The 24,213-nt window shown below is 68.4% G+C and carries 24 protein-coding genes, 1 tRNA gene and 2 pseudogenes; 7 read left to right on the top strand and 20 right to left on the bottom strand.

Annotation, left to right across the window (positions count from 1 at the left end; all coding sequences use genetic code 11):
- The first annotated feature begins 53 nt into the window (after positions 1-53).
- Positions 54-269: a DUF7535 family protein gene (locus C447_RS04895; RefSeq protein ID WP_007691482.1), complete on the top strand. Its 216-nt coding sequence runs from the start codon at positions 54-56 to the stop codon at positions 267-269.
- On the opposite strand, the gene C447_RS04890 is transcribed toward C447_RS04895, so the two are convergent.
- On the bottom strand, positions 259-1,245 hold the full coding sequence (locus tag C447_RS04890) for an alanine dehydrogenase (protein WP_007691481.1): 987 nt from the start codon (positions 1,243-1,245) through the stop codon (positions 259-261). The genes C447_RS04895 and C447_RS04890 overlap by 11 nt on opposite strands.
- Positions 1,246-1,364: 119 nt before the next feature.
- On the opposite strand from C447_RS04890, the gene C447_RS04885 reads away from it, so the two are divergent.
- Positions 1,365-2,189 (top strand): hypothetical protein, encoded by an 825-nt coding sequence (locus C447_RS04885; protein WP_007691480.1) that lies wholly within the window; start codon positions 1,365-1,367, stop codon positions 2,187-2,189.
- Positions 2,186-3,085: a hypothetical protein gene (locus tag C447_RS04880; RefSeq protein ID WP_152416133.1), complete on the top strand. Its 900-nt coding sequence runs from the start codon at positions 2,186-2,188 to the stop codon at positions 3,083-3,085. Before C447_RS04885 ends, C447_RS04880 begins: the two co-directional genes overlap by 4 nt.
- Before the next feature lie 72 nt (positions 3,086-3,157).
- Here C447_RS04880 and C447_RS04875 read toward each other — a convergent pair whose 3' ends face one another.
- From C447_RS04875 to C447_RS04865, 3 genes are all read right to left on the bottom strand, one after another.
- Complete coding sequence (locus C447_RS04875; protein WP_007691478.1) at positions 3,158-3,568, bottom strand: hypothetical protein; 411 nt, start codon at positions 3,566-3,568, stop codon at positions 3,158-3,160.
- Between the two features lie 268 nt (positions 3,569-3,836).
- Positions 3,837-5,486 carry a thermosome subunit beta gene (gene thsB, locus C447_RS04870; protein WP_010612100.1) on the bottom strand — a complete coding sequence of 550 codons (1,650 nt, stop codon included), beginning with the start codon at positions 5,484-5,486 and terminating at the stop codon, positions 3,837-3,839.
- A 214-nt stretch (positions 5,487-5,700) separates the two neighbouring features.
- On the bottom strand, positions 5,701-6,108 hold the full coding sequence (locus C447_RS04865; RefSeq protein WP_007691476.1) for a DUF7383 domain-containing protein: 408 nt from the start codon (positions 6,106-6,108) through the stop codon (positions 5,701-5,703).
- Between the two features lie 208 nt (positions 6,109-6,316).
- Between C447_RS04865 and C447_RS04860 the strand changes: the two genes are divergently transcribed.
- Positions 6,317-6,691: a hypothetical protein gene (locus C447_RS04860; protein ID WP_007691475.1), complete on the top strand. Its 375-nt coding sequence runs from the start codon at positions 6,317-6,319 to the stop codon at positions 6,689-6,691.
- Positions 6,692-7,045: 354 nt separating this feature from the next.
- Here C447_RS04860 and C447_RS04855 read toward each other — a convergent pair.
- The 6 genes from C447_RS04855 to mdh form a co-directional block, all read right to left on the bottom strand.
- Positions 7,046-7,126 (bottom strand) — tRNA-Ser (locus C447_RS04855).
- 26 nt (positions 7,127-7,152) lie between these two features.
- Positions 7,153-7,356, bottom strand: coding sequence for a hypothetical protein (locus C447_RS04850; protein ID WP_010612101.1), 204 nt, complete (start codon positions 7,354-7,356; stop codon positions 7,153-7,155).
- Positions 7,356-7,736: a Rid family detoxifying hydrolase gene (locus C447_RS04845; protein ID WP_007691474.1), complete on the bottom strand. Its 381-nt coding sequence runs from the start codon at positions 7,734-7,736 to the stop codon at positions 7,356-7,358. The genes C447_RS04850 and C447_RS04845 overlap by 1 nt, the downstream gene beginning before the upstream one ends.
- A 61-nt stretch (positions 7,737-7,797) precedes the next feature.
- Positions 7,798-7,947, bottom strand: a complete 150-nt coding sequence (locus C447_RS04840) for a 50S ribosomal protein L40e (protein ID WP_007691473.1) — start codon at positions 7,945-7,947, stop codon at positions 7,798-7,800.
- 52 nt (positions 7,948-7,999) lie between these two features.
- Positions 8,000-8,503 (bottom strand): DUF367 family protein, encoded by a 504-nt coding sequence (locus tag C447_RS04835; protein ID WP_007691472.1) that lies wholly within the window; start codon positions 8,501-8,503, stop codon positions 8,000-8,002.
- Positions 8,504-8,540: 37 nt separating this feature from the next.
- Positions 8,541-9,452: a malate dehydrogenase gene (gene mdh, locus C447_RS04830; protein ID WP_007691471.1), complete on the bottom strand. Its 912-nt coding sequence runs from the start codon at positions 9,450-9,452 to the stop codon at positions 8,541-8,543.
- A gap of 201 nt (positions 9,453-9,653) precedes the next feature.
- Here mdh and ilvA point away from each other — a divergent pair, with 201 nt between their 5' ends.
- Complete coding sequence (gene ilvA, locus C447_RS04825; protein WP_007691470.1) at positions 9,654-10,988, top strand: threonine ammonia-lyase; 1,335 nt, start codon at positions 9,654-9,656, stop codon at positions 10,986-10,988.
- Between the two features lie 55 nt (positions 10,989-11,043).
- On the top strand, positions 11,044-11,718 hold the full coding sequence (locus C447_RS04820) for an Sjogren's syndrome/scleroderma autoantigen 1 family protein (RefSeq protein WP_007691464.1): 675 nt from the start codon (positions 11,044-11,046) through the stop codon (positions 11,716-11,718).
- A 318-nt stretch (positions 11,719-12,036) separates the two neighbouring features.
- On the opposite strand, the gene C447_RS04815 is transcribed toward C447_RS04820, so the two are convergent.
- The 4 genes from C447_RS04815 to C447_RS04800 all read right to left on the bottom strand — a co-directional run bounded on the left by C447_RS04815 (position 12,037) and on the right by C447_RS04800 (position 17,824).
- Positions 12,037-14,520, bottom strand: a complete 2,484-nt coding sequence (locus C447_RS04815; RefSeq protein ID WP_007691463.1) for a DEAD/DEAH box helicase — start codon at positions 14,518-14,520, stop codon at positions 12,037-12,039.
- A gap of 67 nt (positions 14,521-14,587) precedes the next feature.
- Positions 14,588-15,178, bottom strand: a complete 591-nt coding sequence (locus C447_RS04810; protein WP_007691461.1) for a diacylglycerol/polyprenol kinase family protein — start codon at positions 15,176-15,178, stop codon at positions 14,588-14,590.
- A complete protein-coding gene (glyS, locus tag C447_RS04805; protein ID WP_007691459.1) occupies positions 15,178-16,932 on the bottom strand; it encodes a glycine--tRNA ligase in 1,755 nt (584 codons plus the stop codon). The genes C447_RS04810 and glyS overlap by 1 nt, the downstream gene beginning before the upstream one ends.
- Entirely contained in the window at positions 16,925-17,824 is a 900-nt protein-coding gene (locus C447_RS04800; RefSeq protein WP_007691457.1) for a CBS domain-containing protein, read from the bottom strand. Before C447_RS04800 ends, glyS begins: the two co-directional genes overlap by 8 nt.
- A gap of 152 nt (positions 17,825-17,976) precedes the next feature.
- On the opposite strand from C447_RS04800, the gene C447_RS04795 reads away from it, so the two are divergent.
- Positions 17,977-18,966, top strand: coding sequence for a HEAT repeat domain-containing protein (locus C447_RS04795; RefSeq protein ID WP_007691456.1), 990 nt, complete (start codon positions 17,977-17,979; stop codon positions 18,964-18,966).
- 86 nt (positions 18,967-19,052) lie between these two features.
- On the opposite strand, the gene C447_RS04790 is transcribed toward C447_RS04795, so the two are convergent.
- The 6 genes and pseudogenes from C447_RS04790 to C447_RS18510 form a co-directional block, all read right to left on the bottom strand.
- A complete protein-coding gene (locus C447_RS04790) occupies positions 19,053-19,583 on the bottom strand; it encodes a DUF7529 family protein (RefSeq protein WP_007691454.1) in 531 nt (176 codons plus the stop codon).
- Positions 19,584-19,620: 37 nt separating this feature from the next.
- On the bottom strand, positions 19,621-20,049 hold the full coding sequence (locus C447_RS04785) for a DUF7555 family protein (protein ID WP_007691452.1): 429 nt from the start codon (positions 20,047-20,049) through the stop codon (positions 19,621-19,623).
- Positions 20,049-21,383, bottom strand: a pseudogene (locus C447_RS04780) (ABC transporter ATP-binding protein). Before C447_RS04780 ends, C447_RS04785 begins: the two are co-directional and overlap by 1 nt.
- Entirely contained in the window at positions 21,376-22,626 is a 1,251-nt protein-coding gene (locus C447_RS04775; RefSeq protein ID WP_007691443.1) for an ABC transporter ATP-binding protein, read from the bottom strand. The pseudogene C447_RS04780 and the gene C447_RS04775 overlap by 8 nt, the downstream one beginning before the upstream one ends.
- Positions 22,623-24,092 (bottom strand): ABC transporter permease, encoded by a 1,470-nt coding sequence (locus C447_RS04770; RefSeq protein WP_007691442.1) that lies wholly within the window; start codon positions 24,090-24,092, stop codon positions 22,623-22,625. Before C447_RS04770 ends, C447_RS04775 begins: the two co-directional genes overlap by 4 nt.
- A gap of 3 nt (positions 24,093-24,095) precedes the next feature.
- A pseudogene (locus C447_RS18510) lies at positions 24,096-24,213 on the bottom strand (ABC transporter permease); the annotation flags it as partial.

Genomic DNA, 24,213 nt, shown 5'->3' with positions numbered 1-24,213 from the left:
GTCATTGGTCGGGAAGCCGCGACGTTCTTGACGCCCAGTGGCGTAGGGTGGGTATGAGCAGCGACGACACCGAAGAAGACGACTCGGGAATCAGAACCGTCACGCCCCTCTCCAGGCCGCATCGAAACACCGAGATGGACGCCATCGGCTGGGGGATCTTCATCGTCATGTTCGTGGTCGCCCTGCCCGTGATCCCGCTGTTCGTGGTCTACTGGCTGCTCGACCGGGCGTTCGGCTCGGGCGACCGCCCCGAGGAAGCTACCGGCTGACGAACGCGAACGAGTCGACGTCGCCCGTCTCCTGGGCGTGCTCGTAGACCACGTGAGCGGTCGCCACGTCCTGGATCGCGAGCCCGGTGCTGTCGAAGACGGTGATGCCGTCGTCGTCGGTCCGGCCGGGCCGCTCGCCGACGACGATCTCGCCCACCGCGGCGTCGATGTCCTCGTCGCCGATCGTGCCGTCGGTGTAGGGGATGCTGATCTCGCCCGAGTGAGTCGTCTGGTCGTGGTCGTCGATCACGAGCTTCGCCGCTTCGAGGATTGCGGGGTCGAGCTCCTGTTTCGCGGCGGCGTCGGCCCCCATCGCGTTGACGTGGGTGTGGGCCCCGAGGTGCTCCCGCGAGACGAGCGGTTCGGTGCTCGGGGTCACCGTCGAAAGCACGTCGCAGGCGGCGGCTTCGGCGATCGAGCCGCCACGAACGTCGAAGCGGTCGGAGAAGGCGTCGACGAACGCCTCGATGGCCGCCTCGTCGAGGTCCGAGACGACGATCTCCTCGATGTCGCGGACCGCGGCGATGGCCTCGACCTGGGTGTAGGACTGGACCCCAGCGCCGACGAGTCCGAGGCTTCTGGCCTCGTCGATCGCGAGGTGGTCGGTGGCGACCGCGGCGGCCGCGCCGGTGCGTTTCATCGTGACCTCGGAGCCGTCCATGATCGCGAGCGGCATCGCGGTCTCGGGGTCCGAGTAGATCATCGTGCCGATCACGGTCGGGAGGTCGAACTTCTGGGGGTTGTCGGGGTGGACGTTGACCCACTTGATCCCGGCGGCGTCCCAGTCGCCGGCGTCCATGTAGGCCGGCATCGACCGGAAGTCCCCGTTGTACTCGGGGAGGTCGATGTAGGACTTCGCGGGCATTCGGGCGTCGCCACGTTCGTAGGCCGCGAAGGCCGCGCTCACGGCGTCGGTAACCTCGTCCATCCGGGCGTTCGCGTCGACCGCCTCGCGGTCGAGCAGGAGGGTATCCATGCCGGGCGTTTTCGCGCGGTGGCAATAAGTGCCACCAGTTCTGTCGGGCGTGGCGATCGACCACGATGGATGGGACGGACCAACGAAAGAGGTTTGCGTCGATGGTTTCGAGTGCTATCATGCGCCGTACCGCCGGACTGGTTCTCGTCGTCGCCGTCGTGTTCGCCGGATGCAGCGGGGTCCTCGATGGGGGATCCGCCGGGACCACGGGACCGTCGACGGCGAACGAGACCACCGGAAACGAACGGCTCGCGCCGGGACTCACCGACGCCGGCGTAGTGAACGCGAGCGCGCTGGTCGCGGCCCACGAGTCGATCCTCGGAAATCAGTCGTTCACCAGAACCACGAACGCGACCGCGCGAACCGCGAACGGCTCGGTGCTCGTCGATACGTCGAGCGTCGTCCGCGTGGGGTCGCCCGGCGAGGGGCTCGATTCGGTCGTCGAACAGCGCGGGAGCGCCACGTCGGTCACGACCGGCGGGGTGCCCGCCCACCGCGAGGTCTGGACGGACGGCGGCCCGGTGTTCGTCAACAACACCTACGCCAACGGCACCACCCGCTACGAGCGACTCCCGCCGGATGCGAGCGGTCGGTCGGGGGCCGTGAGCGGCGGTGTCGAGTACGCCCTCGAAGGGTACGGCCCCGCGAACACCTCGGTGAGCGAGCGCCGGTCGAACGGGACCACCCGCTACGTCGTCACGAGCGACACCGCCGACACGACCACCGGTGGGGAGGCAACCCTCCGGCTGGTGGTCGACGAACGCGGCGTCATCCACGAGCTTCGCACCGAAACGAGCCCGGCGGGGAACGCGAGCAGCCCGCTCGTGCGGACCGCCGCCTTCTCCGGGGTCGGCACGACCGAGGTACCCGAGCGCCCCGCGTGGGTCGGGACGGCGATGAACCGAACCGCGTCGAACGACACGATGGCGACCACGAACGGATGAGGTGGCGGTCGCTGGTGGTCGTCGCGCTGGTGGTCGTCGCGCTGGTGGTCCTCGCCGGCTGTAACGGCGCGCTCGGCGGCGACGGCGAATCGACGGCGACGGTGACGCCCGCCGCGGTGCCGACCGACCGGCCGACGGCGACGGCCCACCCGGCGCTCGCGCCCGGCCTCACGCGTCGGGGGATCGAGGACCCCGACGCGCTGTTGGCCGCGCACGCCGACGCCCTCGAGGACCGGTCGTTCACGACCCGCTCGAACACCACCGTCGAGTTCGCGAACGGGTCGGTCGCCACTCGCGGTACGAGCGCGACGTACGCGGGGCCGTCGGGCGAGGCGGTTCGTCTCGTCCTCGACCGGAACGGAACCGACGAGCCGAGCCACATCGAGGCCTGGCAGCGCGACGGCGAGCTGCTCGTGAACCGAACGTACACGAACGGAACGACGAGCTACGACCGCATCGCGGTCGGCAGCCAGCAACGCGTCGGGACCTACGGTGCCGGAAGCCTCGAATACCTCCTCGACTCGACCAGCCTCGCCGGGACCTCGGTGGCCGAGCGGGCGCACAACGGCACTCCCGTCTACGTCGTTCGAGGGCGCACGGAGAGTCAACTGATGGACGGCACGACGTTCCGACTGGTCGTGGGTCCGAACGGACTGATCCAGCGCTATCGCGTGATGCGGGCGACGTTCGCCGACAACGAGTCCGCCACGGCGACGACCGTCGTGACCTACGACGACGTCGGCACGACCCCATCGCCGGAACGGCCGGCCTGGGTCGATACCGCGCGAAACCGGACCACGACGGTGCCGGGAGCGGTGACGACGACCGCACCGCGGCCGACGGATTCGACGGCGACCGAAGCGGCGACAGCAGCCGAATCGACGACGAACCCATAGTGGTGAAGAGTCGTTCCGTTCGCCATTGCCGCTCCGGGATCTGATGAAATAGCTGGTAGTATCGTTGGACGATCAAAAGACGCGAGTAACGACACGTCGGGCGACGGCACCGACGAGGGACCCGGCGATCCCCACCCCGACGAAGATAGCGAGGATACGGATGTCCGTCGCCAGCGAGACGGGATAGCTGACCGGGCCGAGACCGGCATCGACGTGCATCGCGACGATCCCGCCGACCGCGAACAGCCCCGTTATCGATCCGCTGACGAGAAGCCCGTCGTTGAGGTAGGCGCAGACCGTCGCGGCACCGAGGACGACGACGACCGGCCCGACCATGAACGGGAAGGTGTCCGGAAGCCCGCCGAGCACTATCGCGGTGTAGACCAGCGTGCTCGCGAGGGCGAACACACCCGCCAAGGCTGAGAACCGTCGGGAGCGGCGCTGGTCGCGACCGACGAGGAGTGAGGAGACGTTCGCACCCATGCTATCGCCGTTCACTGGTCAGTGATAAATACTTTCTCCGCGTTTTCGATAGGGCTCCGAATATAGAGGCACAACCCACGCGTGGCAGTCGGTTGAGTCCGGATGCGCGGCGATCGAGGGACGCTGCTCGGTCGAATCGTGCGTTCAGGCCCCGCGACATTCGCTGTGGTCCCGACTGCTATCGTATCGGGTCGAAAGAACGGTCGCAACGGAGGGGTTTTCGCGCGGTGCGTGGGTCGAAACGGGAGGAGTGAGTAACCGAACGCGGTTACATCATGCCGCCCATGCCACCCATGCCACCCATACCACCCATGCCGCCCATCCCGCCGGGCGCGCCACCGGGGCCGCCTTCGTCGCCGCCCGCGGTGGAGAGGTCGCCCGCCGCGATGATGTCGTCGATCTTGAGCACGAGGTTCGCGGCCTCGGTCGCGCTGGAGAGCGCCTGCTCCTTCGCGTGGGCGGGCTCGACGACGCCCGCCTCGAAGGTGTCCTCGACGTCGCCGGTGAAGACGTTGAGTCCCGCACGACCCTCGCCGGATTCGTGAGCCGAGCGGAGCTCGACGAGGGTGTCGATCGGGTCGAGGCCCGCGTTCTCGGCGAGCACGCGGGGGACGAGTTCGATCGAGTCGGCGAACGCCTCGACCGCGAGCTGCTCGCGGCCGGAGACCGAATCGGCGTACTCGCGGAGCCGGGAGGCGAGTTCGACCTCGATCGCACCGCCGCCGGGGAGCACGCGCCCATCCGAAACGGTCTGGGCGACGACTTCCAGTGCGTCCGTAATTCCCCGTTCGAGCTCGTCGACGACGTGGTCGGTCGAGCCGCGAAGGAGCAGCGTCACGCCGTGGGCGTCGTCGCCCTCGACGTAGAACAGCTCCTCGTCCTCGTCGCGAGTGATCGAGCCGTGGCCGAGGTCGGCCTCGGTGGCGCTTTTCAGGTCCGAGACGACGTTCGCCCCGACGACCTCCTTCAGGAACTCGATGTCGGATTTCTTCGCACGGCGAACGGCCAGGATGCCCTCCTTCGCGAGGTAGTGCTGGGCGAGGTCGTCGATGCCCTTCTGGCAGAAGACGACATCAGCGCCGGTCTCCTTGATCTGGTCGACCTTCGCCTTCAGCTGGCTGTCCTCCTGGTCGAGGAACTGCTGGAGCTGGTCGGGGTCCGAGAGGCTGACCTGGGAGTCGACGTTGGCCTCCTCGACCTCGACGGCCTCGCTGAGGAGCAGCACCGAGGCGTCCTCGACGTCGGTCGGCATGGTGTCGTGGACCGGGTCCTTCGAGACGACCGCACCCGAGAGGAGCTCGGAGTCGGGAACCGATCCGCCGGTCTGGGTCTCGATGTTGACGAATTCGAGGTCGACGACGTTCTCGCCGACGTCGTTCTCCACCGTGACGTTCTGGACGGCCTCGACGATGAGGTCGGCGAGCTGTTCCTTGTTGGCTTCGGCCCCTTTGCCGGTCATCGAGGTCTCGGCGACCTTCCGGACGCGCTCGGTGTCGTCGGCCTCGACCTGCTCGGCGATGTCGGCGATCTCCTCGCGGGCCTGCTTCGCGGCGTTGTCGTAGCCCCGCATGATCGCCGTCGGGTGGATGTCCTGCTCGATGAGCTCCTCGGCGTTCTTCAGGAGCTCGCCCGCGACCGCGACGGCGGTCGTGGTGCCGTCGCCCGCCTCGTCCTCCTGGGTCTCGGCGACCTCGACTATCATCTCGGCGGTCGGGTTGTCGATGTCCATCTCGGTGAGGATGGTGACGCCGTCGTTCGTTACGGTGACGTCTCCCATCGAGGAGACCAGCATCTTGTCCATCCCCTTCGGCCCGAGTGTCGAGCGGACCGAGTCCGCGACCGCCCGCGCCGCGTTGATGTTGTGCGACTGGGCGTCCCGGTCCTGAACGCGCTGGGCGTCGTCCCCCATGATTATCATGGGCTGTCCCTGCATTCGCTGACTCATGATTCACCGATTGATTGTCTGCGATTCTATATAAAAGTACCCATTCCGTACGAACGCGTCGTTCCCGGCTTCGAACCCGAGACCGGGAAAACCCGGAGACTGCGTGGGAACGGTTCGTTTGGCGTGCGGATCGGTAACGTACCGGTGGACGTCGGCGGACGGCTCTCGGATGGAATTTATAACCGGTCTATCGGTCGAGCGGCTCCTTCCAGTGGACGACCACCGAGCCGACCACGAAGTCGTCGCGGGCCTCCGCGTCGCGAACGAACTGGATCGTGTTGGTCCCCTCGACGAGTTCGGCCCCCGTGATGGTGTCCATCCAGTACTGCCAGCCCGGCGACGGGGGCACGTCGAACCCCGAGAGGGCGTCGTCGTTGACCAGGATCTCGTGGCCGTAGCCTCCGACCTCGAAGAGCTGGCATTCGAGGTACGGTTCCGTGGGACCGTCGGTCGGGACCTCGAACTCGAGCTTCGAGGACCGGTGATTGCCGACGAACTCCGCCCACGGCACGTCGAGCCCGTCCGCGCTCTCGCCGAGGTGTTCTTGGAAGTTCAACACCGTGTAGTTCGCGTGGGTCCGCGTGGAATCTGCCATCGTGCGGAGGCTTGCGGGCCGGGGAATTAAGCCCGTTGTCTGTCCCAGCCCGGTTCGGTCGTCGTGTGCAGCTCCGTCGTAGCGTCCGTGCGCTCGGCGCTCACGTCGTCACGTCCGCGCCCTGCCGCCGACACGCTGCGACGCTCGTTCGAAGCGACCTCCTCGCGGTCGCCAGAACCGATAAGCACCGACCGGATCGATTCGTGCCATGCCGTTGTTGCAGTTCGACACGACGTTGTCGCTGTCGGGGACCGAGAAGACCGAGTTCGCCGACCGGGTTACCGGGCTCTACACCGACGAGATGGAGACGACCGCCGGTCACGTCGCGGTGACGGTCCGGGGCCACGACGAGTCGGCGCTCCACCTCGGTCGGGCCGTCGACGGGCCGAGGCTGTTCCTCGACGCCGAGATCCGACGTGGACGCTCGTTCGAGCGCAAGCGGGCGTTCGCTCTCGCGGTCATGGAGCACGCTCGGGATCGGTTCGACGTTCCCGACGAGAACATGAAGGTCGTGTTCACCGAGCACCACGGCGACGCGATGATGGGCGTGGACCGTGTCGGCGGCGAGTGGGGCGGTGAGTGAGTACCGACCGGATCTACCGCTTGGCGAGTCGGTCCCTCGAATCGTTGTACCGTGGGTGTGCTCGTGAAACCCTCGCAGAAACACGGTCGCAGCAACGCTGCTCCCTGCTTTGCCTCGTGGTTCGAGAGAGCGAAACTCTCTCGTCATCACGAGACGGCTCCGCCGTCTCGAACGACTTTGCTCGACAAAACACGGTCGCGGCAGAGCCGCTCCCTGCTTTGTCTCGCTCTGCTCGACAAAACGCCGGGACGGGGATTTGAACTCGCCCGGACGTGCTCACTTCGCTGCGCGCGCCCGGTCTGCACAAATCCCCGTCGTTTGCGCTTCGCTCGTCACGTCCGTTCCTCGCAGAAGCGCCGGGACGGGGATTTGAACCCCGGATCCCAAAGGGAACACGCTTTCCAGGCGTGCGCCTTACCACTCGGCCATCCCGGCTCGGTCGGTTCTATCCGAGTCGGCGGTTAAGCCCTTTCGCTCCGCACCAGCCAGGTCTCGAAGACGTAGCTGGTGACGGCCGTGACGAGCCCCACCACGACCGCGAGCCCGAGTTTCGGGGTGAGGCCGATCCCGAGCCCGCCGGCGAGTTCGGTGGCCTGGACGAGCACGAGGAACGCGAGCGCGCCGATCACGCCCCACAGCAGTCCGGATCTCGTTCGCGGGCGCACTACGAACGCGTCGCGATCGCCTCGATCTCGACGCCGACGCCCTTCGGGAGCGCACCGGCCTGGACCGCGCTCCGGGCCGGCGGCTCGTCGTCGAAGTAGGTCGCGTAAGTCTCGTTCATCTCCTCGAAGTCGTCGATGTCGGCGAGGAAGATGGTCACCTTCACGATGTCGTCCAGTCCGACCCCCGCCTCGTCGAGCACGGCGCGCACGTTGTCGAGCACGAGTTCGGTCTGGTCGGCTATCGGGGCGTCGGCCTTCGACTCCCCGTCGGGGGTGAACGGAATCTGGCCTGCGGTGAAGACCAGGGAATCGGTAGTCGCAGCCTGGCTGTACGCGCCGACCGCTGCGGGGGCCTCGTCGGTCTCGATGGTTCGCTTCATGCCCGAGGATCGACGCCGAGCGCCTTAAACCTCGGCGAGTCGGGACGGCCTATAGAACTGTCTACGCGCTCCGGCGTTCGCGGGCCTTCCGTCGGAGGTTCTTGTAGCCGCACTTCCGGCAGCTGTTCGCCCGCGGGGGGTTCCGTGCGTTACACCGCATACAGATCTGCTTCGCGAGGAGGCGCTCCTCCGCCGCTTCGAATCGTGCCATGTCCTCCATCTCGGGTCAGCGGGGTTAAGGGTTTTCGAAACGCCGGATCGGCTCAGTCGGCGTCCGCGAGGTACTCGGACTGGACGGCGACCACCTCGGCGGAGTCGGCACACGCGGCGTATCGCCGGAGGGGTTCGTCGTTGAGTTCGAGGAAGGTGTGTCCCCATCGAAACTTCGAGAGGAGCGTCTCGGCGACGTCGCGCTCCCCGAGAACGCAACACGCGCCGGCGAGCGCCTCGGCGGTGGTGAGCTGGAAGGGTGTGCCGTAGTTGACGGGATTGGCAGCGACCAGGAACGGCAGCGCACGGTGGGGCCCGCGGAGCGAGAAGCGCTCCGCGTCGGCGGTCTCCCACGAACAGTCGAGCGCCACCACTCGGTTGTCGGCGTCCCGACGGTCGGCTGGCGAGAGCGCCTGCTCGGCGTGCGGGTCGAGGACGATCCCCGAGGGTGTTTCGCGGGCCGAGTTGTGAAGGGCGACGAGGTCGAAGCGCGCGAGCTTTCTGGCCGTGCACTTCTCGGGGTCGTCGTCGCCCTCGTACCGGACGTGACACTCCACGGGCGGGGTAGACGGCTCGAAAGGAAAACGGGTCCGATCAGGCGATCGAGTCGTACTGGTCGGCGAGCTTGTCGGCGGCCTGGCCGAGCTGTTCGCGCTCGTACTCCGAGAGGTTCCAGTCGACGACCTCCGCGCCGTCGCTCGTGAGTTTGACCGGCACGCCGAGCCCGACGCCCTCGTGGCCGTACTCGCCCTCCAGCACCATCGAGCCGGGGAGGACAGTACCGGTATCGCGGACGATAGCCTCGACCATGTGGCCGACGCCGGTGGCGGGGCCCCACTGAGTCGCGCCCTTGCGCTCGATGACGTTCATCGCGCTCTGCTGGAGGGATTCGAGGATGTCCTCGCGCTCGTCGTCGGAGAACTCGGGGTCGGTCCCCTCGACGCGGACCTTCGAGAAGACCGGAACCTGGGCGTCGCCGTGCTCGCCCAGAATGCTGGCCTCGACGTTCGTGACCTCGGTGTCGAAGCGGTCGGCGAGCACGTACCGAAAGCGTGCGGAGTCGAGCCGGCCGCCGAAGCCCACCACGTGTTCGCGCGGGCGGTCGCCCGTCTCGTAGAGGTGGCGGTTCAGCAGGTCCATCGGGTTCGAGGTGGTCACCGAGATGAAGTCGTCGGTGTGCTCGGCGAGCGAGGACTCGATGTCGGCGATGATCGGGGCGTTGTCCTCGCCGAGGTCGAGTCGGCTCTGCCCGGGCTGGCGCGGGATGCCCGCCGTGATGACCACGACGTCCGAGCCCGCGGTGTCCTCGTAGGTCCCCTGGCGGATCTCGGTGTTGGTATCGTAGGCGATGCCGTGGTTCGTGTCGGCGGCCTGCCCCACGGTGGTGTCCTCCTGGTCGGGGATGTCGACGAAGACGATCTCGTCGGCGACCCCGCGCAGGGCGATGTTGTAGCCTGCCGCCGCACCGACCGTGCCCGCCGCGCCGACCACGCTGACTTTCACCATATCGTTTCCTGTAACCCTCGGCTCGGGCTAAAGGGCTTCGAAACACACAGTTTCGGCCACTGGTCACGACACCTTCACTTTCACCCCGCTTTCGTGGGGTTGAAGTCGGTACCGGGCGGAGGTTCGACGCGTCACACGCGTCGGCGGCCTCTCCACCGCCGTTTTCACCAGAGCTATACCGGCGAGCGGCGCAGACGCCACATGATCGAACTCGCCGACGTCCGCGACGCCCGCGAGGTGGTCGCCGGCGTCGCCCGCCACACCCCGCTCGAATACTCCTACTCGCTCTCGGAGCTCTCCGGTGCATCGATCCACCCCAAGTTCGAGGTGTTTCAACGGACCGGCTCGTTCAAGATCCGCGGGGCGACCAACCGGATCGCCGCCCTCTCGCCCGACGAGCGGAGGGCGGGTGTCGTGACCGCGAGCGCCGGCAACCACGCCCAGGGGGTCGCGCTCGCGGCGACACGTACGGACGTCGACAGCGTGGTCGTGATGCCCGAACACGCCCCGATCGCGAAGGCCAGCGCTACCGAAAGCTACGGCGCGCGGGTCGTCCTCCACGGCACCGACTACGACGAGGCACAGGCCCGCGCCCACGAGATCGAACGCGAGGAGGGCCGAACCTACGTCCACGCCTTCGACGACCCGCTCGTGATGGCGGGTCAGGGAACCATCGGTCTCGAGGTCATGGACGACCTCCCCGAGGTCGACACCGTCGTGGTGCCGATCGGCGGCGGCGGGCTGATCTCCGGGATCGCCACCGCCGTGAAGGGGATCGATCCCAGCGTGCGGGTGGTCGGCGTCCAGGCCGAGGGCGCGTCGAGCGTGGCGGAATCGCTCGAAAAGGGCTCCGTGCACACCCTCGACGGGGTGGACACCATCGCCGACGGCATCGCGACGCGACGGGTGGGCGAACGGACGTTTTCGGTGATCGAGGAGCGCGTCGACGAGGTCGTCACGGTCTCGGACCCCGAGATAGCGGTGGCGATCACGACGCTGCTCGAACGCTCGAAGGCCCTGGTCGAGGGCGCGGGTGCGGTCCCGATGGCCGCAGTGCTCGCGGGCGCGTTCGAGTACGAGGAGGACGAGGTCATCGNGATAGCGGTGGCGATCACGACGCTGCTCGAACGCTCGAAGGCCCTGGTCGAGGGCGCGGGTGCGGTCCCGATGGCCGCAGTGCTCGCGGGCGCGTTCGAGTACGAGGAGGACGAGGTCATCGTGCCGGCGCTCTGCGGGGGCAACATCGACCTCAACATGCTCCGGACGGTCGTGATGCGCGGGCTCGTCGAGTCCGGTCGCTACCTTCGGCTTCGAACGACCCTCAAGGACCAGCCCGGTTCGCTCGAACACCTCATCGGGATCATCGCCGAGCGACGCGCGAACATCTACGCCATCAAACACGACCGGACCTCGCGCGACATCGGGATGACCGCGACGGAGGTCGAACTCGACCTCGAAACCCGGGGCCGCGAGCACGTCGAAGCGCTCATCGAGGAACTCGAAGCGAACGGCTACGCCGTCGACGTGCTGGTCTAACCCAGGGGAACGCGTACCCACAGTCCTTTTTGAATCCCGCCCCTTTGGAGCGAGCATGAGCGAATTCGACAAGGAGGCCGAGCGCAAGAAGCTCGAAGAACGCTTCGCCGAGGAAGAGGAAGACCGCGAGACAACCGAGCGCATGAGCGAACTCCTCCTCCAGGGTGCGACGATGACCGACGTCCACTGTGACGAGTGCGGCAACCCGCTCTTCCGCTACGACGGCCAGACCTTCTGCTCGTCCTGCCAGCGCACCGTCGAACGGTCCGAGGGTACCGGGAACGCCGCGGCTACCGAGAACACAGCCGCCGGGAACACGGCCACTGAACCCGCGGCCGAACCGACGAACGCGACGCAGGAAACCACGACCCGGAGCGCCGCCGACCAGCAGGTCCCCGCCACCGACCCGCACGACGGGTCGGCCGATGTCGGACGAGGTTCACCGACCGGCACGGCAGCAGGGCGAAACGAACCCTCGGAGCCCGTCTCCGCACCCGACCAGCGCCAGCGCGCGCCGGCGGACGGGACCCCCACGAACGGAGCCACCGCCGGAATGGAGGGGTCGGGGACCGCTGACGGCCTCGCCGCGACCGAGGCGTCGCTCTCGCGCACCCTTCGCCGTCAGGCCGACGCCGCCGAGCGCGCCGAGGACCTCGGCCGAACCCGCAACCACCTCGCCGCCGTGCGCGAGGCCGCCGAGGCGCTCGATGCGGTCCGGTCCGTACGATAAAACAGCCCCCACCTTTCAGCCCCACCTTTTGCTGCGCTCGTTCGCCTTCGGCTCACTCGCTGGCAAAATGTGGATCAAAAGCGCGTCGGGTTCCCTCCGGTCACCCTCGCGCCCGCTCACTCGCCGACGGCTCGCTCGCGGCACAACCACTAACTTCCCGCACCGCCCCGCACAGCACCGCAACCGCCTCCGCCGAAGCCCTCGGGCGCTACGCGCCCTCGCCCTTCATCCACCAGGCTCCACCACTACACCGCGACCGCCACCGCACTGCGGCGGCCGCACCGTACCGCCGCACCGCAGCCTCGAACCGCACCGCGGCTACGGCTCGTAGTCGCTCCCGATGACCTCGCGGATCCGCTCGGCGGTGACTTTCCCGACCCCCGAAACCTCCAGCAGGTCCTCTTCGTTCGCGATCATCACGCCTTCGACGGTGCCGAACTCCTCGAGCAGCGCCCGCGCCGTCACCGGCCCGATGTCCGCGATCGCGCTCACGACGTACTCCTGCTGTTCGACCAGGGTCTTCGATCCCTTCTCGCCGTGGACGCTGACCTCGCGGTCGTCCAACTCCTGTTCGCGACCCGCGATCACGTGGAGGAGGTCCGCGGTGTCGGCCTCGTCCGTGGTCCGGAGCACGCTCGCACCGAAATCCACGGCCAACGACGCCAGCGCGCCCCGGATGGCGTTCGGGTGGACGTTGCGCTCGTCGTAGAGGTCCTCGCCCTCGATCACCACTACCGGTCTTGCGTAGTGGCGCGCGGCGTCGCCGACCTGGTCGAAAAGGGACCTGTCCCCGCCGGTGAGCGTATCGAGGAAGTCGCTCACCGACTTGCGCTCGACCACCACCCGATCCGAGAGGACGTAGTCGCCGACTTCGAGCGTCTCTAATCTGGTCTCGCAGTCCTCCCGCGTCGAGAGGTCGCGCGCGATCGAGGCGTCGAGTTCGCGCTGGTCCACGACGATCTCGATGGTCTCGCCCTCGCCGGCCGCGGTCGCGACGATCCCCTCGCTCTCGTCGACCGATTCGTCTTCGACCGACTCGTCACGCTCTGCTGTGCCGGATTCGTTCCCGTCCGATTCGCTTCGGTCCTCCGTGTCGGCCTCGCCGGTCGTCGGCGGACCGAAGGCCGTCAGCCCCGACTGGCCACCGTCGCCGGCGGTCGTCGTTCCTGGCTCGACTTCGACGGAGGGGGTAGCCGCCGCCGGATCCGGTTTGCCCGCGAACGCGTCGAGCCCCTGCTGGGCGAGTTCGGATTCGATCTCGCCCGCCGAGTCCTTCAGTCGCCCGAGTTCGTTCGTCATCGTCGACTGCTCGTGGCGGGACTTCCAGAAGTAGGCCTCGTCGCGGGTATCCTCGGCGAGCAACACCATCACCCGGCCCTCGGCCTGACGACCCGTCCGACCCTTGCGCTGGATCGACCGGATCGCGGTCGGCACGGGTTCGTAGAAGAGCACGAGGTCGACCTCCGGTACGTCGAGCCCCTCCTCGGCGACGGAGGTCGAGACCAACACCTCGAACTCCCCGGCGCGAAACGCGTCGAGGGTCTCCTGCTGTTCGGTCTGGGTCATCCCATCCGAGCCCTCCTTGTCGCCCTGGCCGACGAACTTCCGCGTCTCGAAGTGCGCACCCAGGAACTCGGTGAGGGTCTCGGCGGTGTCCCGCGATTCGGTGAAGACGATGACGCGCTCGCCGCCCTCGATCCCGAGACACTGCGCCAGCAGAATACGGGTTCGGCGGAACTTCGGGTGGAGGTCGTCGTACCCCTCTGCTTGCTCCATCGCTTCGCGCACCTTCGGGTCCGAGACCAGCCGCTGGCTCGCCTTCGACGCGCCCGACGAGCGCGCGGCGTTGCGCTGGCGCTCGAAGTAGCGTCGGAGCGACTCCACGCTCTGGGTTTCGGCGAGCGTGACCGCCCGCCGGAGCTTCATCACCTCGGCGTGGACGCTCATTCCCTCGTAGCCCTCCGACTGGTCGTTGTCCATCAGTTTCCGGAGCTCGCCGCGCATCCGGTTGAGGTCGCGCTGGGAGACGTCGGCGCTCGTGGTCCGCGTCACGCCGAGCTCCTTCAGCCGTTCCAGTCGATCCTCGATCACCGCCACCAGCGAGTTCCGGATGGCGAGGATCTCCTCGGGGAGGGTCACGCGCTCCCACTCGACGTCCGTGTTGTGGGTGTACTGAGCCACGTCGGCGTCCTCTTCGGTCATCACCGCCACCGAGGCGAGGCCGAGGTTCTCACAGACCGACCGGATCCCCTCCTCGTCGCCGCCGGGCGAGGCGCTCATGCCGGTCACGAGCGGGCGCTCGGCGTCGGCGTGATACCGCTCGGCGATGTAGTTGTAGGCGTAGTTGCCCGAAGCGCGGTGGCACTCGTCGAAGGTGAGGTGCGTCGTGTCCGAAAGGTCGATTCGGCCGCCGATGAGGTCGTTCTCGACGACCTGTGGGGTGGCGATCACGACCCGGGCGCGTTCCCAGAGCGCGGCGCGGTCGTCGGGGCTGACCTCACCGGTGAAGACGGCGACCTCGTCGTCGGGGATCGTCAGCGCCTCGCGGTAGAACGCGGCGTGCTGGGTCACGAGGGGTTTGGTCGGCGCGAGCAGGAGCGACGTTCCCCCCGCTTCGTCGAGCCGGCCGGCGGTCACGAGCAGGCTCACGGTGGTCTTTCCGAGCCCGGTCGGGAGACAGACGAGGGTGTGCCCGCTCGCGGCCGAGCGCGCGAGTTCGACCTGGTAGCGCCGGCGTTCGAGCACGTCCGGTTCGACCAGCGGGCGGTCGATGGACTCGATCCCGTCGGCGGAGGCGGTCATTGGCCCGTCGTACCACCCCGTCCGGAATAAGGATTCGCAGACCCGAGCGAAAGTGGATCCGCGAGTTTCAGCCCACGACCGTCGGCATCGTCCCCCTCGTGACCCAGAGCCCGACCGCGATACCGACCGCCGCCAGCACGGGGATCGAGAAGTTGTCGTCGATGACGTAGCCCCAGACCACGGGTTTGACGCCGTCGGCGAACGTCGCGGCGGCCGCACCGAGCACCGCCGGGAGGAGGGGCACGAACGGGGAGGCGAGCACGAGACAGACCACGAACGTGACGAGGATCACCGACGCGGCCTTCGTGGGCCGGAGCTCGCCCGATCCAAGCAAACCGCTGATCGGGTCGGCGACCATCAACATCAACACCGCCGGGAGTGCGACTCGGGGTTCGAAGACCAGCACCACCGCGGTCGAAGCCAGCACGTAGAGCGCGTAGCCCGCGAGGTTCTCCTGTTCGTACTCACGGGTGAGCACGTCGTAGAGTCGCCAGTCGAGGCCGACGAACAGTCGAAGCGCTTCGAGGGCGATCGTGACGAGGGAGCCGAGAACGAAGGTCCAGCGGAGCTGGGCGTAGGTGACGACCCCGAGGAGGTAGGCTCCGGGGAGCACCACACCGCTCATGTGGACCGCGCGCCGCGCGACCTCGTTGGCCATCAGCGTTCGAACGGTCCGCCCGCCCGGAGCGCCGCGAGCCGTGCGGGGAGCTCCGCGATCGGGACCCGGGTCTGCTCGGTCGAGTCGCGCTCGCGGAGCGTCACGCTCTCGTCGTCGAGCGATTCGTAGTCCACCGTCACACAGTACGGCGTCCCGATCTCGTCCTGGCGGCGGTAGCGCCGCCCGATGTTGCCCGAGTCGTCGTAGGTCACCGCGAGCCCCGCCTCGCGGAGGTCGGCGGCGACCTCGCGGGCGCGCTCGCCCAGCCCGTCCTTGTCCATCAGCGGGAACACGCCGACGAACGTCGGCGCGAGGTCGGGTGCCAGGGAGAGGTAGCTCCGGGACTCACCCTCGACCTCGTCCTCGCGGTAGGAGTGGTCGAGCACGGTGTAGATCAGCCGGTCGACGCCGAACGCGGGCTCGATGACGTGCGGGGTGACGTGTTCACCCGGAATGGTCTCCTCGCGCACCGCGAAGCCGGTCCGCTCGGTCGGCATCGTGTATTCCTCGCCGTCGAGTTCGACGGTCACGTCCGCCCCCTCGAACGCCGATGGGTCGCGTTCGGCGAGCCCCTGGAGTTCCTCGGCGATCCGACCGGCATCGGAGCCGAACTCGGGTCCCAGGAAGCTCATGTCGGGGTCGACGGAGGGTCGTTCGACGGTCTCGGGCTCGTCGTAGGCCTTGAACACCGTGAACTCCTCGCCCGAGTGGTCGTCGTGCTGGGAGAGGTCGTAGGTCCCCCGGTCGGCGAAGCCCGTGACCTCGATCCAGTTGCCGTCGAGTTCGGTCTCGGCGTCCCAGCAGTCCGAGGCGTAGTGCGAGAGCTCGTCGCCGAGGTGCTGGCGGTAGCGAAAGCGGTCCATGTCGACGCCGATCGACGCGTACCACTCCGCGGCGACCCCGAGGTAGTAGGCGATCCAGTCGTTCGCGACGACCCCGGTATCGAGCGCTTCCTCCACGGTGAAATGCTCTATCTCGCCGTCGCGCTCCTGGGCGGCAGCCGAGTAGAGCGGGAGCGAGACGTCCGCAACCCGTTCGAGAGGTGGGTGGTCGGTCTCGGGGTCGTAGAACTGTTCGAGTTCGGCCATCGCGAGTTCCCGGACCCGGATGATCGAGCGCCGGGGGCTGATCTCGTTGCGGTAGCCGGTCCCGACCTGAGCGACCCCGAACGGGAGCTGATTCCTGGCGTACTCGGCCAGTCGAGGGAACTCCACGAACATCCCCTGGGCCGTCTCGGGGCGGAGATAGCCGGGCGAGGCGGAGCCGGGACCGATGTTGGTCTCGAACATCAGGTTGAACCCCGAGACGGGTTCGTCCGCGAGCGCCGTGCCACACGTCGGGCACGCGATGTCGTGGTCGGCGATCAGCTCGCTCACCCGGTCCGTCCCGAGCGCCTCGGCCTCCTCGATGTCGGTGGCGTCCTCGACGAGGTGGTCGGCCCGGTGGTTGGTCCCGCACTCGGGACACTCGACGATCATGTCGTCGAAGCCGTCGAGGTGACCCGAGGCCTCGAAGACGGGTTCCGGCGTCACCGTTGGCGAGGCGATCTCCATGTGACCCTCGCGGGTCACGAACCGCTCGCGCCAGCTGGCTTCGAGGTTGCGCTTCAGCGCCGCGCCCTGCGGGCCGTAGGTGTAGAAGCCGCTGGCACCGCCGTAGGCCTCGTTCGCGGGGAAGTAGAAGCCGCGTCGTTTGGCGAGTTCGGCGAGGGTCTCGGCGTCGACGCCCGCCGAAGCGGACCCCGTCTCACTCATCAACGGCCTCCAGGAGGTCGACGTCCCGGACGATCCCGGCGAGTTCGCCGCCGCTCACCAGCGGGATCTGCTCGATGTCGTTCCGGAGCATCTCCTGGGCGGCCTCGCGCGCGGTCCGGGTGGTCCCGACGCTCACGACGTCGCTCGTCATGAACTCACAGACCGGGTCGGCGGGGATCTCGACGTTTCTGGTCGGGAAGTAACGGCCGCCGACCGCCTTGATCCCCTCCCACTTCCAGTCGGCCTCCTGGTCGGCGATCGACTCGCCGGTCTCGGCCTCGCCGTCGATGACCCGCGCCACGTCGAGGACGTCGACCTCGGTGAGCACGCCGCACATCTCGCCCTCGTCGTCGAGCACCACGCCGTAGGGGACCCCCGAGTGCGAGAGCTCGCGCTCGGCGACCGTGAGCGGCGTTCCCGCATATATCGCGTTCACGGTCCGGGAGGCGAGCTCGCCGACCTGGGTCTCGCCCGCGACCTCGCCCTCGGCGATCGCGCGGATCACGTCCGTGATGGTCACGATCCCCTCTAGCTGGTCGTCTCGCGGGCTCTGTCCGCTCGATTCCGAGGCGCGCTGCGCCTCGCCGTCGACGACGGGCAGCCGGCGCGCGCCCGACTCGACCATCAGCCGGGCGGCCTCCTCGATGGTGGCGTCGGCGGTGATGGTCGGGCCGTCCTCAACGAGGAGCGCGAGCTGGTCCTCGTCGGGGTGTTCGATCAGAGTCTGGCGCGAGACCAGCCCCCGAAACTCCTCCTCGTCGCCCTCGCCCTTCACCACGGGAACCGAGGAGAAATCGCGTTCCTGGAGGTATTCGAGCGCGTCGTCGCGGGTGCCGGGGATGGAGACCGTGACGAGCGCATCGCGCGGCGTCATCGCGTCGGCGACGTTCATGATGGACCCACTGGGCCGCCCACGTACAAAGTCGTTACACTTCCCGTCCCGCGTGGATCGAGCGCCGTGAACGCCGCCAGATCAGTCGACGGTCGACCGGTTCGGCGAAGGGTTTTCACGTTCGCTTTCGGACCCTCCCCCGGAGCCACATCGTGACCGAGGAGCAAGCGGAGACGGGGTCGTGCTCGTTCGCCGACGCGCTCGAACGCGGTGGCGAGGCGCTCGCCACCCACGCCGCGGCCCTCCGAGCCGCACCCGTCGAAACGCGAAGACGGGGGGTTCGGGCGCTCGAAGCCGCCGCCACGACGGATCCAGGCGCTATCGCGCCCGCGCTCTCGGCCTGTGAGGAACTGCTCACCGACGACGACCGCGCGGTCCGGCTCTCGACCGCGAAGCTGTTCGTCGCCGTCGCCGCGGGCGACCCCGACCCGGTCGTGCCGTCGGTCCCGGCGCTGGCCGCCCGTCTCGCCGACGACGAGGAGTTCTACTACGTTCGCGCCCGGTCGGCCGAGGCCCTCGGCTACGTCGCGCTCGCCCACCCCGAAACCGTCGCCTCGCCCGCCGTGCTCGCCGACCTCCGGGTGGGCCTCTCCTTCGAGGGCTCGGAGGTCCGCGAGAAGCTCGCGAAGGCACTCGAACTGGTCGCGACCGGCAGCCCCGACCGCCTCCGCCACCACCTCCCGGACCTCGCGACTCACCTCGACGACGGAAGCGAACTCGTTCGCTACCACCTCACGACCGCCCTGCTGGTCGTCGGCTGCGTCCATCCCGCGGCGCTCGCCGACGTGGCCGACGGGCTCCTCGCCCGGCTCGACGACGAGGAGCCGTCCGTTCGCGGGCGGGCGCTCGAAGCCTGCGGCGTGCTCGCCCGGTCGTCGGTCGACGTCGAGGTCCCCCGAACGCGACTCGCGTCGTTCGCGGACGACGAAACGTTCGTCGTCCGGCGCGCCCGGTTCGCGGCCGCCGCGCTCGACAAGGGGGAGGACGCCTTCGAGGACGTCGGAACCGTCGCGGCGGTCCGGGGGACGACCGAGGCGGCCGTCGCGGCGATCCGCGCGCCCGACGGCGAGTGTCGGAACTGCGGGGTCGCGCTCCCCGAACCCGGGCCCCCTATCTGCCCGCGGTGTGGCGCACCGCGCTGAGGCCTCGACGACCGGGACGACCACGGGAGGTCCCGGATCTCGTCACCAGCACCGTCCGAGCAAGCGGCTCCGAGTCGGTGCCCGACCTACTCGCCGGCGGTGAAGTCGGTCGCCGGGAAGAACTTCTCCGGGTCGTCGTGTTCGAACGACCCCACAGGCGTGCCGTCGAGTTTCTGGAGGTGGGTGTACATGACCCCGGCATCCTGGACGGCGCTCAGCAGCGACCGCGACGTCCGGCGCTCGAACCCGCCGGCGACGAAGACCGCCGTCTCGGTGTCGGGGTCGGTGAGCACCGTAACCAGAAAGACCTGGCCGCCGGCCTCGTTGCGGTAGACGTCGTAGCGCGGGAACTCGCCGGCATCGATCGCCGTCGCGACGTCCTCGGCACGGTCGCCGGGGATCACGTAGACCAGCCCGAACCGCCCCTCGACACCGCTCTCGGGCGGTTCGGGGGCGGTGTGGCCAGCCGGTATCGTGATGGTCTCCCAGCCCTCGTCGGCGTACTCCGTGGCGAGCGCCTCCATGTCGTCGAGCGTCGCCGCCCACGCGTTCTTGAGCGCGTTGGCGTTGGCCGTGACGCGGTCGGCCGAGTCGGGGTCGTCGCTTATCTCGGGCATGTGCCGGGCCAGGGACCCGGGGGATAAAGCCCCTCGGCTACACCGCGACGCCGAAGACGGTCTCCAGCGCGAACGAGACCGCGAGCATCAGGAGGCTCGAGAGGAAGAGCTTCGCGGCCGGCGAGAGTCGGTCATCCGGGACGAGCCCGTACTGTCCGAGCGGGGGCACCCGTTGAACGAGGCGCTGGAACCGACTCTCGTCGCGCGTTCCGACTGTCTCGCCGGTGTCGTCCTTCCACGGCGGTCGCGGTCGGAGTTGGAACGTCGAGACGCCGAACAGGAAGAACCCGACGAAGAAGAGGGCGTACTTCACGCCGACGAGGCCGCCCCCGAGGGGGAGGCTCACGACCGCCGCGGTCGCCGCGACGCACACGACGACCACGGTGGCGTACGTCGCCGCGTCGAGCGCTTGGCGCGCGCGGTGGGCCGCCGATCCGACCGGCGGACGGCGGTGGGGGTGGGCCATCAGCCCTCGAAGACGGTCCGGTCGAAGACGTCCTGGGGCTCGTCGTGCTCGGGTTTGTGGCGGTGACAGAGGCTCACCCGCCCCGCCGAGCTCACCTCGTGGTGGGCGGGGGTCTCGGCGTCGCACTCGCTCCCGAACTCGTCGAGGAGCGTCGCGAGCGCCGCCCCCTCGTCGTCGTCGCGGACGTGGGATTCGGCTTCCTCGATGTGGCGCTGGACCTCGGTGGGGACCTAGACGTCGCCGAAGACCTCCTCGTTGATCTCCTCGATGTCCGAAAAGCGGGTCTCCATCCCGAGGAGACTTCGGGCGCGTTCGGAGAGGCTCCGGTCGGCGCGTTGTCGCTCGCGGAGGATCTCCTGGAACACCTCGATCCGCTCCCAGAGCTCGTCGTCGGCGTCGCGGTACTTCTCGGGCCGGATCTTCGCCGGACACCGCGTGCTGAACGGACAGCCGGCGGGCGGGTCACGCGGCGACGGCGGGGTACCCCGAAGCGTGATCCGATCCTTGTCGGTGTCGGGGTTGGGTTCCGGGATCGCCGAGAGCAGCGCGTGGGTGTAGGGGTTCGCCGGCTCCTCGAACAGCTCCTCCGTGGGGCCGACCTCCATGATGTTCCCGAGGTACATCACCGCGACCCGGTCGCAGATGTGCCGGACGACCGAGAGGTCGTGGGCGATGAAGAGGTAGGTCAGCCCGAACTCGTTCTGGAGGTCCTCTAAGAGGTTCAGGATCTTCGCCTGCACCGAGACGTCGAGCGCGCTCACGGGTTCGTCGAGCACGACGAACTCGGGTTCGAGTGCGAGCGCGCGCGCGATCCCGACCCGCTGGCGCTGGCCACCCGAGAACTGGTGGGGGTATCGGTAGTAGTGTTCCTCGCGGAGCCCGACGGTTTCGAGGAGTTCGCGTACGCGCTGGCGGCGGTCCCGGGGCTCCTTCCAGTCGTGGACGTCGAGGGGTTCGCGAACGATCTCCCCGACGGTCATCCGGTCGTTGAGGCTGGATTGGGGGTCCTGGAAGACGATCTGGGCGTTGCGCCGCCAGTTCTTCAGGTCGTCGCCCGAGAGCCGGGTGACGTCGGTGCCGTCGAACAGCACCTCGCCGTCGGTCGCGGTCTCGAGCTGGACCAGGGTTCGCCCGAGGGTCGTCTTCCCACAGCCGGATTCGCCAACGAGGCCGAGGGTCTCGCCCCGGTCGATCGAGAGGCTGACGTCGTCGACCGCCTTCACCGGCTCGTTCGAGAGCAGCCCGCCGTCCTCGTAGTAGGTCTTCAGGTTCGAGACCTCGACCAGCGCCTCGCCGCGCTGGGCCCCCTCCTCGCGCTGGACGGTCTCACTCATCGACCGTCACCTCGCTGGCCTCGCCGCGGTCGCGGTGGGTCTCGACCGCCTCCTCCCGCGAGACGTCCTCGGGGTAGAGCAGACACGCCGCGGTGTGGTCGGTCGCGGCGTCGTTCACCGAAACCGAGACCGGGTGGACGGCGTCGCACTCGGCGAACGCCTCGGGACACCGCGGCGCGAACCGGCAGTAGGTCGGCGGTTCGTTCGGCGTCGGCACGTCGCCCTCGATCGTCCGGAGGCGCTCCTCGCCCACGTTCCGACCGGGGATCGATTCGAGCAACCCCTCCGTGTAGGGGTGTTTCGGGTTCGCGAACACCTCGCCGACCGGCGCGGTCTCGACGACCTCGCCGGCGTACATCACGTTGAGCCGGTCGGCGACCTCCGCCATCACGCCCATGTCGTGGGTGATGAAGACGATCGAGAGGCCGCGTTCTTCTTGGATGTCGGCCAGGAGTTCGAGGATCTGGGCCTGGATCGTGACGTCGAGCGCGGTGGTCGGCTCGTCGCAGATCAGGAGTTCGGGCTCACACGCCAGCGCCATCGCGATCACCGCGCGCTGGCGCATCCCGCCCGAGAACTGGTGGGGGTACTCGCCGATCCGGCGCTTGGCGTCGGGGATCGAGACGGCTTCGAGGAGGTTGACCGCCTCCTCGGTCGCCGCCTGACCGCGGAGCCCCTGGTGGAGCCGGAGCGCCTCCTTGATCTGATTCCCGACGGTGTAGACGGGGTTGAGCGAGCTCAGCGGGTCCTGGAAGATCATCGCGATCCCCTTCCCACGGAGCTTCCGCAGCGCGGCCGGCGACGCGCGGGTGACCTCGACGTAGCCCGCCGCGGGCTCGTCGCCGTCCCACTCCTCGACGAAGACGAAGTCGTTCTCGTCGGTCGCGTCGGCGCGTTCGTCGTCGGAGAGCCCCGAGACGTCGACCGTCGACCCGCCGAACGAGTTCGCGAGCCGCGCCACGGTGGCGGGGTCGCGAAACCGGATGGAGCCGTCGAGCACCCGCCCCGGCGACCGGGTGAGCCCCATGATCGACCGCGCGGTCACCGACTTGCCCGAACCGGACTCGCCGACGATCCCGACGGTCTCGCCGTCGTGGACGTCGAAGCTCACGCCGTCGACGGCTCGAATCGTCTCCTTGTCCGTGAAGAAGGCGGTTCGCAGGCCGTCGACCGAGAGGATCGGTTCCTCGTCGCGGCGGTCGAATCGGAGGGCGTCGCCCGTCGCGTCGGTATCGGTGCTCACGCGCCACCACCTCCGGCGATGGCGGCCTCGCCACCGTCGGAGCCGCCGCCCTCGCTCTCGGGGTCGAGCGCGTCGCGGATGCCGTCGCCGAACGCGTTGAACCCGACGACGATCAGCGTGATCATGATCCCGGGGATCAGCGAGATGTGCCACGACGCGGTGGCGACGTAGGGCTGTCCCGAGGCGATCACGGTTCCCCACTCCGGGGTCGGCGGCGTGATCCCGAGGCTGAGATACGACAGCCCCGCGACCGAGATGATGATCCCGCCGAGGGTCAGCGAGGCGTAGATCAGGAGATAGCCGGTGACGTACGGCAGCATGTGCTTTCGCATGATGGTTCGGGGCCGCTGCCCGAAGCTCTTTGCGGCATCGATCCACTCCTCCTCGGAGACCTGGAGGGCGGGTCCGCGGAGCGCCCGCCAGAAGAACGGCCAGTACGTGAGCGAGAATATCACCATGAGCATCACCGCCCCGTTGTAGAGGTTGGCGAGCCAGGTACCGGAGAAGACTGCGGAGGCGAGGATCGCAACCAGCAACACCGGGAGTGCCTGAATCGAGTCGCTGGCGACCACGGTCGCGAGGTCGGCGAGCCCCTTGTAGTACGCCGTCAGCATGGAGAGGATGCTGGCGATGCCCGCACCGACGATGAGCGAGACCAGTCCGATCATCAGCGATACCCGGGCCCCGGCCGCCATGTAGGTGAAGAGGTCCTTTCCGTTGGTTATCGTGCCGAACGGATGGAACCGTTTGTAGTCGTCGTAGGTCCAGGGGCCGACGTTCTGGCCGCCGGCACCCTGGGACGTCGACCCGAGGTTCGCGGTGCCGACGGTGACGTTCTGGAGCGTCTCCGTTTCGTCGTCGTAGTATTCGGTGTAGTGGGTGTACGGGTTCTGGATGTTGGCGTCGACCGTCGTCGGGCCGAGCGCCGGCGCGAACAGCGCCATGATGAAGAACGTCAACACGAGCACGAACCCGAACTGTCCCCATCGGTGGCCCCGAAGTCGGTCGACGACGTCGTCGCGGGGCGTCCAGTCGGCGTAGCGGTAGTGCTCGCGGAACCAGCGGTAGCCGACCCAGAACCAGCCGAGCCAGACGAACGCGTAGACGTAGATCAGGACGACCCGGATCAGCCACGCGTACTTGGGTTCGAGCCCCAGGAAGGTCCCGGTCCACGCGCCCGTCCCACCGGGCTGGAAGCCGTCGTTCGGGATCAGACTGCGCGAGAGCAGTGTGGGGATGCCGGCGGCGGCCTCGCCCGCGCTCGCGAGCGCGGCAGCGACGGGGTTCGGTGCGAGCGGGCCGAGGCGGGCCACGGTCAGGAGGAGTTTGATGACGACGCCGACGACCGCACCGAGTTCGAGCGCGAGCAGGACGACCGCGCCGAGGAGCCACTTGAGAGCGGGCCGCGGGTTCGCGGCGATGCGTTCGCGAAGCGGTTTCTCTTCGTCGAGGGGTGTATCACTCATGGATTACTCGTTTTCGTAACCGACGCGTGGGTCGATGAGGGTGTACAGCAGGTCCTGAAGGATGTTCGCGAACACCGTTATCAGGATGAAGATGAACATCAGCGCGCCGACCAGCGGCAGG

It is taken from the genome of Halococcus hamelinensis 100A6 (assembly GCF_000336675.1).
GTDB lineage: Archaea > Halobacteriota > Halobacteria > Halobacteriales > Halococcaceae > Halococcus > Halococcus hamelinensis.
Note: the sequence above shows the minus strand (reverse complement) of the source record. Positions and strands in the feature narration are given on the sequence as shown.